7 protein-coding genes and 1 pseudogene are annotated in these 13,873 nt (G+C 70.1%); all 8 read right to left on the bottom strand.

Going from position 1 to position 13,873, the window contains the following annotated elements; all coding sequences use genetic code 11:
• Positions 1 to 27: 27 nt before the first annotated feature.
• Positions 28 to 1,443 carry an efflux transporter outer membrane subunit gene (locus ACE3P2_RS09045; protein ID WP_374263617.1) on the bottom strand — a complete coding sequence of 472 codons (1,416 nt, stop codon included), beginning with the start codon at positions 1,441 to 1,443 and terminating at the stop codon, positions 28 to 30.
• Positions 1,444 to 1,469: 26 nt separating this feature from the next.
• Entirely contained in the window at positions 1,470 to 4,589 is a 3,120-nt protein-coding gene (locus ACE3P2_RS09040; protein ID WP_374263615.1) for a multidrug efflux RND transporter permease subunit, read from the bottom strand.
• 802 nt (positions 4,590 to 5,391) lie between these two features.
• A pseudogene (locus ACE3P2_RS09035) lies at positions 5,392 to 8,475 on the bottom strand (MdtB/MuxB family multidrug efflux RND transporter permease subunit); the annotation flags it as partial.
• Between the two features lie 63 nt (positions 8,476 to 8,538).
• A complete protein-coding gene (locus tag ACE3P2_RS09030) occupies positions 8,539 to 9,843 on the bottom strand; it encodes an MdtA/MuxA family multidrug efflux RND transporter periplasmic adaptor subunit (protein ID WP_374263613.1) in 1,305 nt (434 codons plus the stop codon).
• Between the two features lie 158 nt (positions 9,844 to 10,001).
• Positions 10,002 to 10,295 (bottom strand): hypothetical protein, encoded by a 294-nt coding sequence (locus tag ACE3P2_RS09025; RefSeq protein WP_374263611.1) that lies wholly within the window; start codon positions 10,293 to 10,295, stop codon positions 10,002 to 10,004.
• Positions 10,249 to 11,220: a RimK family alpha-L-glutamate ligase gene (locus ACE3P2_RS09020; protein ID WP_374263609.1), complete on the bottom strand. Its 972-nt coding sequence runs from the start codon at positions 11,218 to 11,220 to the stop codon at positions 10,249 to 10,251. Before ACE3P2_RS09020 ends, ACE3P2_RS09025 begins: the two co-directional genes overlap by 47 nt.
• Positions 11,217 to 11,984 (bottom strand): hypothetical protein, encoded by a 768-nt coding sequence (locus tag ACE3P2_RS09015; protein WP_374263607.1) that lies wholly within the window; start codon positions 11,982 to 11,984, stop codon positions 11,217 to 11,219. Before ACE3P2_RS09015 ends, ACE3P2_RS09020 begins: the two co-directional genes overlap by 4 nt.
• 16 nt (positions 11,985 to 12,000) lie before the next feature.
• Positions 12,001 to 13,824 carry a M6 family metalloprotease domain-containing protein gene (locus tag ACE3P2_RS09010; protein ID WP_374263605.1) on the bottom strand — a complete coding sequence of 608 codons (1,824 nt, stop codon included), beginning with the start codon at positions 13,822 to 13,824 and terminating at the stop codon, positions 12,001 to 12,003.
• Positions 13,825 to 13,873 lie beyond the last annotated feature (49 nt).

Raw genomic sequence — 13,873 nt, 5'->3', positions numbered from 1 at the left:
GCTGCCGGGTGAGACGCGTCGTGCCGCTCAGGGCGCTCCGGCGGACGACGGCCCCACCCCGCCCCCCGCGTTCTTCGCCAGCAGCACAGCGGCCACCAGGCGGCGAGCGGCGATGTTGTTGGCGGCGATGCGGGCGGAGAGGTGGGTGGTCTGGGCGGTGGCGACGTTGAGGTAGCTCACGGTGCCGGCGCGGTATTGGTTGAGGGCGATGGTTTCGGCTTCGGCAGCGGCGGCGACGGCGGCGGCCTGTTCGGCGGCGGCGGCTTCCAGGTAGCGGGCGGCGGCGAGGTTGTCCTCGACCTCCTGGAAGGCGGTCAGCACGGTCTGGCGATAGGTGGCGACGGCCTGCTCCCAGCTGGCCTGGGCCTGGCCGACGGCGGCCTTCTTGGCGCCGGCGTCGAAGATCGTGGCGGCCAGCGTCGGGCCGAGGGACCAGTAGCGGCTGGGCAAGGTGATCAGCTCGGCCAGATCGGAGCGGCGGAAGCCCGCCGAGCCGGTGAGCCCCAGCACCGGGAAGCGCGCCGCCTGGGCCGCGCCGATGGCGGCGTTGGCGGCGGCGACCCGGCGTTCGGCGGCGGCGATGTCGGGGCGACGTTCGAGCAGCGTCGAGGGCAGCACCACCGGCGCGGCGACGACCGGCAACGGCGCCGCCACCGGGGCGATGGCGAAGTGGGCCGGCGCCTCGCCCACCAGCACCGCGATGGCGTGCTCGTACTGGCTGCGCGACAAAGCCGCGTCCAGCGCCGAGGCGCGGGCGCTGCGAAGCTGGCTCTCGGCCTGGGCCACGTCGGACTTGGCGGCGACGCCCGCGGCGTAGCGGTTGCGGGTGAGCGCGAGGGCGCGCTCGTAGGCGGCGATGGTGGCCTCGAGGAACTGCTGCTGGCGCTCGGCGGCGCGCAGCTGGAAGTAGTTCTGGGCCAGGCTGGCCTGGGCCGACAGGCGGGCGGCGGCGAGGTCGGCGTCGCTGGCGGTGGCGCGCAGGTCGGCGGCCTCGACGTTGCGGGCGATGCGGCCCCACACGTCGGCCTCCCAGCTGACCGTGGTGCCCAGGCTGAAGTTATTCACCGGCGGCGCGTTGCCGGCGCTGGCGGTGGCCGCGGCACTGGCCGAACGAGTGGCGCCGGCGGTGGCGTTGATGGTCGGGAACCCGCTTGCCCGCGCCGCGTCGGCCAGCGCTCGGGCCTGGCGGAACTGGGCCTCGAACAGCCGCAGGTTCTGGTTGGAGACCTCGACCCGGGCCTGCAGGGCGTCGAGCTGGGGATCGCCGAAGACGGCCCACCAGGCGTCGCCGGGGGCGGGCGCGTCCGGGCTGGCGGGCTTCCAGTCGCCGACCTCCTTGAAGGCGGCGGGCGTGTCGACGGTGGGGCGCACGTAGTCGGGGCCGACGCTGCAGCCCGCCAGCAGCGCGGCCGCGATGGCGAGCGCCCGTGCGGATGACTTCATCGGAGTGGCCTTTCTTGCGGATTCGTTCATGGCTGGGCGCCCCCCGGCGCGGGGTCGGCGATGAGCTGGTCGTCGGCGGTGTCGATGGCGGTTGCAGGCTTCCTGCGCAGTTTGTCCATCAGCACGAAGACCACCGGCGTGGTGTAAAGCGTGAGGATCTGGCTGAGGATCAACCCACCGACGATGGCGATGCCCAGCGGCTGACGCAGCTCGGCGCCGTCGCCGCTGCCGATGGCCAGCGGGATCGCCCCGAACAGCGCCGCCAGGGTGGTCATCAGGATCGGCCGGAAACGCTGCACCGCCGCCCGGTGGATGGCCTCGCGGGCGCCGGCGGCTTCACTGCGCATCAGCTCGATGGCCACGTCGATCATCATGATCGCGTTCTTCTTGACGATGCCGATGAGCAGGATCACCCCGATCATCGCGATCAGGCTGAACTCCATGTCCACCGCCATCAGCGCCAGCAGCGCGCCGACGCCGGCCGAAGGCAGGGTGGACAGGATGGTGACCGGGTGGATCAGGCTTTCGTAGAGGATGCCGAGCACGATGTAGATGGTGACGAGCGCGGCGAGGATCAACAGCGGCTGGGTGCGCATGGATTTCTGGAAGGCGCCGGCCGAGCCCTCGAAGCTGGTGCGGATGCCCACCGGCACGCCGATCTTGGCGAGCGCGTCGTTGATCGCCGCGGTGGCCGTGCCGATGGCGCCCCCCTCGGGCAGCGAGAAGCTGATCGTCGAGGCCGCCGAGCCGCCCTGGTGGCTCACCGACAGGGGCGCCAGTGTCGATTCGAAGCGGGCAATGGCCGACAGGGGCACCCGCCCGCCGGTGGGCGACACCAGGGTGAGCTGGGCCAGGGATTCCGGCCCCTGCAGGTAGCTCGGCATGGCCTCCATCACCACCCGGTACTGGTTGAGGGGGTTGTAGATGGTGGACACCTGGCGCTGGCCGTAGGCGTCGTTGAGCGCGGTGGTGACGGCGCGCATCGTGAGCCCCTGGCGGGCCACCGCGTCCCGGTCGATGACCACCGTGGTCTGGGGGCCGGCGTCCTGCTGGTCGGTGGAGACATCGACGATCTCGTCGAGGCGGCTCATGGCGTTGCGGATGCGCGGCTCCCAGACGCGCAGTTCGTCGAGGCTGTCGGACTGCAGGGTGAATTGATAGGCCGAGTTGCTGGAGCGCCCACCGATGCGGATGTCCTGCACCGGGCTGAGGTAGAGGTTGGCGCCGGGCACGCGGGCGAGCTTCTTCCTCAGCCGGCCGACGATGGCATCGGCGCTCTCCTTGCGCTCGCCGATGGGTTTCAGGGTGATGAACATCGACCCGTAGTTGCGCTGGCTGCCGCCGGTGAAGCCGGTGACGGTCTCCACCGCCGGGTCGGCGCCGACGATGGCGAGGAAGGTGTCCATCTTGGCCTTCATGGCCTGGAAGGAGATCGCCTGGTCGGCCTCGACGAAGCCGCGGATGCGGCCGGTGTCCTGCTGGGGGAAGAAGCCCTTGGGGATGGTGTTGTACAGGTGCACGTTGAAGCCCACCGTGGCCGCCAGCACCAGCATCACCAGCCAGCGGTGGTCGAGCGCCCAGCCGAGCGAGCGCCGGTAGCCCGCCACCATGCGTTCGAGGGCGCCGCCCACCAGACGGTCGAAGCGGCCCCGCCGGCCTTCGGGCGGGCGCGGGCGCAGCAGCCGCGCGCACATCATCGGCGTGGCGGTGAGGGACACCACCATCGACACCAGGATCGCCGCCGACAGCGTGACCGCGAACTCCCGGAACAGCCGCCCGACGATGCCGCCCATCGCCAGGATCGGGATGAAGGCGGCGATCAGCGACAGGCTCATGGACACCACCGTGAAGCCGATCTCCCGCGCCCCCTTGAGCGCCGCCCGCTGGGGCGACATGCCCTCGTCGATGTGGCGGGAGATGTTCTCGAGCACCACGATGGCGTCGTCCACCACAAAGCCGGTGGCGATGGTGAGGGCCATCAGCGACAGGTTGTCGAGGCTGTAGCCGGCCAGGTACATCACCGCGAAGGTGCCGATCAGCGACACTGGCACGACGATGCTGGGGATCACCGTGGCGCGCAGGTTGCGCAGGAACAGGAAGACCACCATCACCACCAGCGCCACCGAGATCACCAGGGTGCGCTCCACCTCCTTGAGCGAACCGCGGATGGTGGGCGTGCGGTCCATCACCACGGTCAGGTCGATGGCCGGCGAGATGCTGGCCGACAGGCGCGGCAGCAGTTCATTGACCCGATCCACCGTCTCGATGATGTTGGCGCCGGGCTGGCGGTTGATCATCAAGAGCACCGCCGGGCGGCCGTTGGCGTAGCCGTAGTTGCGGTCGTTCTCGACGCCGTTTCGCACCCGCGCCACGTCGGCGAGGCGCACCGCGGCGCCGTTTTTCCAGGACACGATCAGCGGTATGTAGTCGGCGGCGGTACGGGCCTGGTCGTTGGCGCCCACCTGCCAGGCCTGCTCGTCGTTCTCGAGCACGCCCTTGGGCCGGTTGGCGTTGGCGGCGACGATGGCCGTGCGCACGTCGTCGAGGTTGGTGCCGGTGGCGGCGAGGCGGTCCGGGTCGAGCTCGACGCGCACCGCCGGCAGCGAGCTGCCGCCGATGCTCACCTGCCCCACCCCGTCCACCTGGGCCAGGCGCTGGGCCAGCACCGTGGAGGCCGCGTCGTAGAGCTGGCCCTGGGACATCGTCGCCGAGGTGAGGGCGAGGATCATGATCGGCGTGTCGGCCGGGTTCACCTTGCGGTAGGTGGGGTTGCTGGGCAGGCTGGTGGGCAGCTGGCTGCGCGCCGCGTTGATGGCGGCCTGCACCTCGCGGGCGGCGCCGTCGATGCTGCGCGAGAGGTCGAACTGCAGCGTGACGCGGGTGGAGCCCAGGGTGCTGTTGGAGGTCATCTCGGTGACCCCGGCGATCTGCCCGAGGATGCGCTCCAGCGGCCCGGCCACCGTGGACGCCATCACCTCGGGGCTGGCCCCGGGCAGGCTGGCCGAGACCGAGATGGTGGGGTATTCCACCTGCGGCAGCGGCGCCACCGGCAGCAGCCGGAACGCGATCAGCCCCGCCAGCGCGATGGCCAGCGTCAGCAGCGTGGTGGCGACGGGGCGGAAGATGAAGAGGCGGGAGAGGTTCATGGGGTGTGGGCCCCCTTGTGCTCCCCCGGGAGGGATGGGCGCCTTGGTGCCCTTGCCGAGGCATGGGGCGGGTGGCCGTGTTGGGGCGAGCTTGTTCGCCCGTGCACGCGCGCGGCTGACGATTGATGGTGATGCTTTTTTTGGCAGGGATTGGCCGGGGAATTCGCCCCCGGCAGGCGACCATTGCAATCGAACGCACCGAGAGGATCTGCTTTTCTCCACCCGTTCAATCCCGACCACAGCCCCAGCCAAGGCTCGGTGATGCCGAAAAGCCCGTCTGAGCCGCCGAGCAGCGGAGAAGTGGGCGGGGCCTTCCGGCGCAGCTGTCTGAGCCGGCGCAGCCGGCGAGTTCCGCGCCGGCCGCCCACTTCGAGCAGCGCAGGGGAGTCATTCGCGCAGCGAATGACCGGTGAAGCCGGGTCGCCTTCTTTGCTTCCTTTCTTGGCGACGCAAGAAAGGAAGTCGCCCGCCGGGGCGAGTCCCGGCCGAACCCTGCCCAACAAGGCACAAACCCCAACCGACAGCGGCCTCAAGCCACCGCCAGCAGCCGTAATGAAGCTCTTCACTCCATCAACGCAGCAAACAACTCCACCAACGCAGCTTTTAGCAGCAACGATGCAGTTCCGAACTCCACTCACGCACCTGATAAGTGCATGAATGCTGCTATTAGCAGCACTTGCCGAGTTCTTTTCTGCATCGATGCAGTTCCGAACTCCGCGATTGATGCTTTTTGCAGCACCGTCGCACAAAAAAGCATCAATCGCGGAGTGCAGAACTCCATCACGCCAGCCCGAAGCTCCGCTCACGCTGCGCCCTCCCCCTTCACCCGCCGCGCGAGGCGGTCGAAGGCCAGATAGATCACCGGCGTGGTGAACAGCGTCAGCACCTGGCTCACCAGCAGGCCACCCACCAGCGTGATACCCAGCGGCTGGCGCAGCTCGGAGCCGACGCCGTTGCCGAGCATCAGCGGCAGCGCGCCGAGCAGCGCGGCGAGGGTGGTCATCAGGATCGGGCGGAAGCGCAGCAGGCAGGCCTGAAAAATCGCCTCGCGGGGGCCGAGGCCGTCGCTGCGCTGCGCGTCGAGCGCGAAGTCGATCATCATGATCGCGTTCTTCTTGACGATGCCGATCAGCAGCACGATGCCGATGATGCCGACGATGCCCAGCTCGGTGCGCGCCACCAGCAGCGCCAGCAGCGCGCCGACACCGGCCGAAGGCAGCGTCGACAGGATGGTGACCGGGTGGATGTAGCTCTCGTAGAGCACGCCGAGCACGATGTACATGGTGACCACCGCAGCGAGGATCAGCAGCAGGGTGCTGGTGAGGGACGACTGGAAGGCCAGCGCGGCGCCCTGGAACTGGGTCTCGATGCTGAGGGGCATCGCCAGGTCGGCCTCGGCGGCGCGAATCGCCTCGACGGCATCACCCAGCGCCGCACCGGGGGCGAGGTTGAACGACAGGGTCGCCGCCGGAAACTGACCGAGGTGGTTGACCGCCAGGGTGGCCGGCTTTTCGACCACCTTGACCACCGACGACAGGGGCACCTGCGCACCGCCGGTGCCGGCCACGTAGAGCTTGCCGATGGCCTCCGGCGTGCTGCGGAACTCGGGCTTCACCTCCAGCACCACCCGGTACTGGGTGGCCTGGGTGAAGATCGTGGACACCAGCCGCTGGCCGTAGGCGTTGTAGAGCGCGTTGTCGATGGCGGCGGTGCTCACGCCCAGGCGGGCGGCGCTGGCCCGGTCGATCTCGATCCAGGCCTGCAGGCCGTTGTCCTGCAGGTCGGAGGCCACGTCGGCGAGCTGCGGCAGGCCACGCAGGCGTTCGAGCAGGCGCGGCACCCATTCGGTGAGCAGGGCCGCGTCCGGCGCCATCAGGGTGAACTGGTACTGGGTGCGGCTCACCCGATCCTCGATGGAGAGATCCTGCACCGGCTGCATGTAGAGGGTGATGCCGGCGAGCTTCTGCAGCGCCGGCTGCAGGCGGCGGATCACCGCACTGGCGCTGGCGTCGCGTTCCTCGCGGGGCTTGAGGCTGATGAGCAGACGCCCGCTGTTGAGGGTGGCGTTGCTGCCATCGACGCCGATGAAGGACGACACGCCGGCCACCGCCGGGTCCTGGAGCACGACCTCGGCCACCGCCTGCTGGCGCGCGGACATGGCGGCAAACGAGATCGACTGGTCGGCCTCGGTGATGCCCTGGATCGCCCCGGTGTCCTGCACCGGAAAGAAGCCTTTGGGCACCAGGACGTAGAGCAGCACGGTGAGCGCCAGGGTGCCCACCGCCACCAGCAGGGTGAGCCCCTGGCGGGCCAGCACCCATTCGAGCATCGCGCCGTAGCGGGCGATGACGCGGTCGAAGAAGTCGCCCACCGACTTGTAAAAGCGCCCCTGCTGGGCGTCCGGCACGTGCTTGAGCAGACGCGCGCACATCATCGGCGTGAGGGTGAGGGACACCACCGCCGAGATCAGGATGGCGATGGCCATGGTGATCGCGAACTCGCGGAACAGCCGCCCCACCACGTCGGCCATGAAGAGCAGCGGGATCAGCACCGCGATCAGCGAGAAGGTGAGCGAGATGATGGTGAAGCCGATCTGCTTCGCGCCCTTCAGCGCGGCCTCCATCGGCGATTCGCCCTCCTCCACGTAGCGGGCGATGTTCTCGATCATCACGATGGCGTCGTCCACCACGAAACCGGTGGAGATGGTGAGCGCCATCAGGGTGAGGTTGTTGAGGCTGAAGCCGGCCAGGTACATCACCCCGAAGGTGCCGACGATGGACAGCGGCACCGCCACGCTGGGGATGATGGTGGCCGGCACGCTGCGCAGGAACAGGAAGATCACCATCACCACCAGCGCCACCGCCAGCACCAGCTCGATCTGCACGTCGTGCACCGAGGCGCGGATGGTGGTGGTGCGGTCGTTGATGACCCGCACGTCGAGCGACGCGGGCAGGCTGGCGGTCATCTGCGGGAGCAGCGCCGTCACCTTGTCGGCCACGTCGATGACGTTGGCGCCGGGCTGGCGCTGCACGTTGATGATCACCGCGTCCTGGCGGTCGGCCCAGGCGGCGAGGCGGATGTTCTCGGCGTCGTCCTTCAGGTCGGCCACGTCGGCGAGGCGGATCGGGTTGCCGCTCTTGTAGGCGACGATCAGCTGGGCGTATTCGCCCGCCGAGCGCAGCTGGTCGTTGGCGTCGATGGTGGAGGCCCGCAGCGGGCCGTCGAAGCTGCCCTTGGCCTGGGTGACGTTGGCGTTGGCGATGGCCGTGCGGATGTCCTCCAGCCCCAGCCCGTAAGCCGCGGCGGCGGTCGGGTTGACCTGCACCCGCACCGCCGGACGGCGCCCCCCGGCAATGCTGACGAGACCGACGCCCGGCACCTGGGAGATCTTCTGGGCGAGGCGGCTTTCCACCAGATCGTGGATGCGGGTGATCGGCAGGCTGGTCGAACTCACCGCCAGGGTGAGGATCGGCGCGTCGGCCGGGTTCACCTTGCTGTAGGTGGGCGGCGCCGGCAGGTCGGTGGGCAGCAGGTTGGACGCGGCGTTGATGGCCGCCTGCACCTGCTGCTCGGCCACGTCGAGGCCCATCGACAGCGAGAAGCGCAGGGTGATGACCGACGCCCCGCCGGAGCTGGTGGACGACATCTCGTCGAGCCCCGGCATCTGGCCGAACTGGCGCTCCAGCGGCGCGGTGATGGCCGAGGTCATCACGTCCGGGCTGGCGCCGGGGTACAGGGTCTTGACCTGGATGGTGGGGTAATCCACCTCGGGCAGCGCCGAGATGGGCAGCAGCCGGTAGGCCACCAGGCCCGCCAGCAGGATCGCCACCATCAGCAGCGACGTGGCCACCGGGCGCAGGATGAAGAGACGGGAAGGATTCATGCCGCGCGCCTCCGGGCGACACGGCGGGCGAACGGGCTCGCCCCGGCGGTCTGACGCATCATCCCCTCAATGCCCCGGCCGGCCGCCGCCATTGCCACCACCGCGCTTCTTGTCGCGCCCCGGGGCATCCACCGCCTTCGGGTCGACCGCTTCGATGGTGGCACCGTCCTTGAGCTTGTCGAGCCCATCGACGACGACCCGGTCGCCCGCCGCCAGGCCCGCCTCGACGGCCGCCAGGGGGCCGTCGGTGGTGCCGAGCGTCACCGGCACCGCGGCCACCTTGTTGCCCTCGCCCACGCGATAGACGAAGCGTCCCTTGGCCCCCTGCTGCAGGGCTGCCGTGGGCACCGCGACCACGCCCGACAAGGTGTCGAGCAGCAGACGCACATTGACGAACTGGTTGGGGAACAGCGCGCCATCCTGGTTGGCGAACTCGGCCTTGAGCTTGACGGTGCCGGTGGTGGTGTCGATCAGGCTATCCACCGCCAGCAGGCGGCCGCTGGCGAGACGGGCTTTCATGTCCCGGTCCCAGGCCTCGACGGTCAGGCCGCCAGCACCCCGGAAGCGCGCCATGATCGCCGGCAGGCGGTCTTCCGGCACCGCGAAGACGGCGGTGATCGGGCTTTGCTGGGCGATGGTGACCAGACCGGTGGTGTCGGATGCCTTGACGATGTTGCCCGGGTCCACGTTGCGCAGGCCGGCCCGGCCGGCGATGGGGGCCTTGATGGTGGTGTAGGAGAGCTGCAGCTCGGCACTCTTCACCGCCGCCTCGTCGGCCTGCACGGTGCCCTGGTACTGGCGCACCAGCGCCTCCTGGGTGTCGACCTGCTGCCTCGCGATGGAATCCTGGGCCAGCAGGCCGCGGTAGCGCTCCAGGTCGATCTTCGCGTTCTTGAGCAGCGCGGCGTCGCGCGCCAGGGTGCCGCGGGCCTGATCCAGCGCGGCCTTGAAGGGCTCGGGGTCGATCTGGGCGAGCACGTCGCCGGCCCGCACCGGCTGGCCTTCGGTGAATTTGACGGCCAGCAGCGGGCCATCGACCCGAGCCCGCACGATGACCTGATTGCGTGGCACCACGCTGCCCAAAGCCGGCACCATCACCCGCAGGTCGGCGGTCGCGAGGGTCGCCAGGGTCACCGGAATCGGGCGCTCGCCACGGCCACCGGGGCCGCCGCGGCGGGCATCGGCGGCCTTGCCGGGGCCACTGCCGCCCTCGCCTTCCGGCACGGGCCGGTGGGTGGCGTACCAGCCGCCGCCCACGAGCACCGCCAGCCCGACGAGATAGGGCCACAGGCGACGGCGTTTGGAGGGAGCGGCGGAGGCGGGAGACGAAGCGGATGAAGCGGCGGAGGGGTCGCGAGACAAGCTGGACATGAAGAATCTTCCGGAACGCACCCGGACCGGAGCGGACCGGGAAGACCCGGCAAAGCGCCGGGTCCAGGCAGCGGCCTATGCTACACGAAGCGTTTGTTAGGGGACGTAAAGACGCCGGAAGGATTTGGTGCAGGGCGTGACTGCGAGCGCACCCGCGCCTAGTCGGCCACCAGGGTGCCGGGTACCAGGGTATGCACGCCCGGCCCGCGCAGGCGCACCTGCAGCGTGACGGCGGCCCCCGCGGCGAGCCCCTCGACGGCAGCCCGCTCGGCGGGGGGGACGCGCACCGCGAGGATGTCGCCGGCGGCGGCCTCGACGAGGCTGGGCAAGCCACCGGCCGGCGCAGCGGCGGTCACCTCGACGGTGAGGCGCACCCCGCCGGGATGGTCGGGATCGTCGTGGCGCTCACGCAGGCGCGCCTTGAGCTGGGTGGCGTTTTCGATGACTTGCACGGCGGCGTCCTCCGGACAGGTGAAGCACCAACGCCTCGGCCACGGCTTCGGCCGATTCGCGGTCGAAGCAACTATACGCCGGCGACGGATTCACTTCGAAACACACGAACACCCCGTCGGGCCGACGCTTCAGGTCGATGCCGGCGAGGGCCAGCCCCATCCCGGCGGCCAGCGCAACGCAGCGCCGGGCGATCTCGGGGGGCAGGCGGTCGGGGTACATCGCGGCGTCGAGGCCCTCGCGGCTGGCGTAGCGGTAGTCGGTGGCGGCGGAATCGACGCGGGTGCAGAACACCGCCTCGCCCACCACGTGAACGCGGTAATTCACGCCGGGCACGAAGGCCTGGAACAGCGTCGGCAGATCTCGGATGCGCTCGAGCTCGGCGTCGTGGGCGTCGGTGAGCGGCGTGACGATGGAGCGCACCCCGCTCGCCGACTTGAACACCACCCGGCCATGGGCCCGGCGGAATGCCCGCACGGCAGCCGGATCGTTGCTGAGCAGGCTCTCCGGCGTCGCGAAACCGGCCCGGCGGATGAGCTGGGCCTGCCACGGCTTGGAGGCATTGGAGCGGCCCGCTGCATTGCGGTTGGCGACGCGCAGCGGCGCGGCCTCGAGCCAGGCGCCGAGGGCGTCGACGAAATAGTGGCGATGGAGCACACCCTGGGGATCGGTGGGCGCGTCGCGCAGCAGGCTGGCCGGCACCAGGCGGGTGTAGGCGCCGGGGCAGCGGCCCAGGTCGAGGCGCTCGGCACCGTTCCACCAGTGGGCGAAGAGCACGCCGCCCCGCACGCCGACCTCGATGTCCTGGCCGGCGAGGTGGCGCTGGTCGATGACCCGGCACGCCACGCCGAGCCGCTTGGCGGCGGCGATCGCCATGGCGAGGGGCGATTCGCTCGGCACGCCGCAGACGAGGATCGGGCCGGTCATCGCGCCGCCTCCAGCCAGTCGACGCAGGCCGCCGCCACCGCGGGGTCGTCCAGGGGCGGCCGCGGCAACACGTCCGCCAGGGCCTCGCCCTCGAAACCGAGCGCCGCGTAGCGCAGCCCCAGCGCCGCGACGAAGCCGACACAGCGCGCCGCCAGCACCGGATCGGCCACGCCGAGGCAGGCCTCGCCGAAAATCCAGACGTGACGCCGGGCGCTTCCGCCTCGGGGGCGATACCAGCCGGCCACGGCGCTGCCACGGGGAAAGCCACCGTCGCCGAGCCGCTCGAGGCCGGCACAGGCGCCCCCTCGCACCGACGACGCGACCACGAAATCGCCCACCGTCAGGCCGTGGTCCCGTGCCAGCACACGCCAGCCGAGCGGGTGCCGCGACGCGCCCACGGGGTCGTCGTCGCCGGGCGGGTTGGCCACCGGCACGGCAAGACCGCCGAGCCAGCTCGTCAGGAGCGCGGTGAATTCGGCCGCGGCGTAGTCCCGGTCGTCGGCCGGCGCGGCGGCGAAGCGTGGCAGATCGATGCGGTCGAGCCGGTTGAGGACGACGCCGATCCGGTCGTCGTCGAGGCAGACGCCGTCGGGCAGGGTCAGCGCGGTGCCGCCGCCCTCCGGCGCGTGGTGCCAGCGAGCGCGCGCCAGTTCGGCGACGCCGACCCGCCGCACCGGGCAGGCCCGCGCGGCCAGCCCGGCGCCGACGACGTCGCTCGACACGTCGCCAGGGTCGGCCAGGATCAGTACCACGCGGGCTGCCACCGCCGCCTCCGGGCGCTCACTCGGCGGGGCGGTCGAGCAGGCGCTTGCTGCCGAAGGCCGTGGGATCGGCCTCGTTGTCGTCCTCGTCCGAGTAGGCGCTGCCCGACAGGTCGGGGCGCAACGCCCGCCCGATGAACGGCTGGGCGGCGGCCTGCCCTCCCAGCAGCAGCGCCTCGAGCTGGGCGATGCGCGACTCCAGCTCGCCGTAATCCATCGCTCGCACGCCGATGCCCGGCTTGTCGGCGAGCTTGCCTTCCACCAGCTTCTCGGTGGTGCCCTTGTCGAAGGCGGCGCTCTTGTCGGTGATGGGCTTCTCGACCTTCTTCTCGATCTTCTTGTCGCTGATCAGCGATTTGTCCGCCGCCGCGCTCTTGTCGGCCAGCACGGTCTTGTCGATGGCCACTTCCTTCTTCGGTTTGACGACGGTGCACTTCACCCGCAGGCTGGCGCTCATCACCGGGCCCGACGGACCGATGCCCGTAACGGCCACGCAGGTGTTGGCACCGGCATAGCTCTTGGAGCTGGGTGTCGAGGTGTTGTTGAAGGTGGTGTTGTTGCTCGAGCCGGGATACGGGTCGCCGGCATCGCCACGGTTGTGGTCGAGCTCCATGTCGCGCAGCCCGTCGGCCTGCATCAGCGCCACCTTGTAGTGGGCCTCGTTGGTGTTGCCGGCGACGCTGTCGTCGATGTGCCAGATCAGCAGGCCGCCGGCCGGTAGCGAACTGTCGAACCCACTCTTCTGACGGTTCTCGACGAGGAAATACTCGCTGCTCGCCGCGCCGTCCTTCCAGAGGCGATAGACGACCCCCGAGTCCTTCACGTCGGCGATGTTCTTGACCCCGTTGCTGGTGACGTTGGTGACGCTCGCCCAGCCCTGATTGGCCTTGCACCAGGCCGACGGATGCACCGGCGTGTTGCCGCCGCCACCCCAGCTGCCGCCCGACATCAGGCACCAGTTGCCAATGCCTTCTGAGGTGTAATCGGTGTCGTAGAGGTCCGGGAAGCCGAACAGCAGGTGACCCAGCTCGTGGCAGCAGACGCCGATCTTCGAATCCTCCGGCACCGTGAGGTAGGCATAGACCTTGGTACCGTCCACGTTCATCGCGCCGCCGTCGAGGGTCCATTTGTGCGACCAGATGTCGCCCGGCTTGCCGGTCACCTCGGCGCCCTGCCCGGCGTGCACCACGATGAAGGCATCCACGTAGCCGTTGCCGTCGTTGTCGTAGGGCCCGAAATTGACGCTGGGGTTGGCCGCCACCACCGCATCGCGCGCCATGGTGCGGGCGTTGGGCAGGGCCGCGCCGGTCCCCGAGGCGCCGTTGGCGTACTGGGCCAGCGTCTTGGGCAGGCGGAACGGGCCGACCACCTGGCCCTGGATGTTCACCAGGCCGCGGGTCACGTCGGCGTAGTACTCCTTGACGCTCTTGGTGGGCATCACCCCCGTCGAAAAGAACAGCTGCTCGAAATGCGCGACGGTCTGGGTCATCGGCTTGTCGGAGAAATCCACCAGCACCACGATCACCCGCACCACGCCCCGCAGTGGCGCCCGCTCGGCCGCCGCACCGCGGATCCGGCTCGGCGACGACCCGAGGGGATAGTCCTCGGGCGGAATGATCAGGCCGTCGTTGAAGCCGTCATGCCGCGGCTCCGACGCGCGCAGCTGGAACGAGGCCATGAAATCCTTGGCCTTGCCGCGCATCGCCGTGAGCTCCTTCTTGAGCTTGTCCGCCAGATCGGGACACGGCGCCACCATGCAGCGCTCGCCGTCCTCGCTCCGCCGCGCCTCCCGGTGGATGTGCAGCATGTCGCTGACCCGGGACACATATCGATATTCGCTCATGGCATCGCCCTCCTGCGCGAGCCCGCCACGACCACCCCGACGGGCTCAT

The sequence above is a fragment of the Zoogloea sp. genome (assembly GCF_041911615.1).
Taxonomy (GTDB): Bacteria; Pseudomonadota; Gammaproteobacteria; order Burkholderiales; family Rhodocyclaceae; genus Zoogloea.
The sequence above is the reverse complement of the archived record's forward strand: the minus strand, read 5'-3'. Positions and strand labels throughout refer to the sequence as shown.